Below are 1,060 nucleotides of genomic sequence, written 5' to 3' on the forward strand. Positions count from 1 at the left end.
GCGGCTTTGTTGAATAAATCGAACTTTTGCTGAGTTGAAGGATCAGATCACGCATCTTCCCGACAACGCAGACCGTTCCGTGGCAAAGCAAAAGTTCAAAATCACCAACTGGCCCACCTACAATAAAGCCCTCATCAACCGTGGCTCCATAACTTTCTGGCTGGATGATGAAGCTATTCAGGCCTGGTATGAGTCAGCAACACCTTCTTCACGAGGCAGACCTCAGCGCTATTCTGACCTTGCCATCACGACTGTGCTGGTCATTAAACGCGTATTCAGGCTGACCCTGCGCGCTGCGCAGGGCTTTATTGATTCCATTTTTTCTCTGATGAACGTTCCGCTACGCTGCCCGGATTACAGCTGTGTCAGCAGGCGGGCAAAGTCGGTTAATGTCAGTTTCAAAACGCCCACCCGGGGTGAAATCGCACACCTGGTAATTGATTCCACCGGGCTGAAGGTCTTCGGTGAAGGCGAGTGGAAAGTCAAAAAGCATGGCCAGGAACGCCGCCGTATCTGGCGTAAGCTGCATCTCGCCGTTGACAGTAAAACACATGAAATCATCTGTGCAGACCTGTCGCTGAACAACGTTACGGACTCAGAGGCCTTCCCCGGGTTAATCCGGCAAACCCACCGGAAAATCAGGTCAGCCGCCGCCGATGGCGCTTACGATACCCGGCTCTGTCACGATGAACTGCGGCGTAAGAAAATCAGCGCGCTTATCCCACCCCGAAAAGGCGCGGGTTACTGGCCCGGTGAATATGCAGACCGTAACCGTGCAGTGGCTAATCAGCGAATGACCGGGAGTAATGCGCGGTGGAAATGGACAACAGATTACAACCGTCGCTCGATAGCGGAAACGGCGATGTACCGGGTAAAACAGCTGTTCGGGGGTTCACTGACGCTGCGTGACTACGATGGTCAGGTTGCGGAGGCTATGGCCCTGGTACGAGCGCTGAACAAAATGACGAAAGCAGGTATGCCTGAAAGCGTGCGTATTGCCTGAAAACACAACCCGCTACGGGGGAGACTTACCCGAAATCTGATTTATTCAACAAAGCCC

General features: G+C 53.2%; 1 protein-coding gene. It reads left to right on the forward strand.

What is annotated here, in order from left to right; genetic code table 11:
- The first annotated feature begins 79 nt into the window (after positions 1–79).
- On the forward strand, positions 80–1,003 hold the full coding sequence (locus FO013_RS22190; RefSeq protein WP_001118619.1) for an IS5-like element IS903B family transposase: 924 nt from the start codon (positions 80–82) through the stop codon (positions 1,001–1,003).
- Positions 1,004–1,060 lie beyond the last annotated feature (57 nt).

This window comes from Brevibacterium aurantiacum, assembly GCF_007558825.1.
Taxonomy (GTDB): domain Bacteria; phylum Actinomycetota; class Actinomycetes; order Actinomycetales; family Brevibacteriaceae; genus Brevibacterium; species Brevibacterium aurantiacum_A.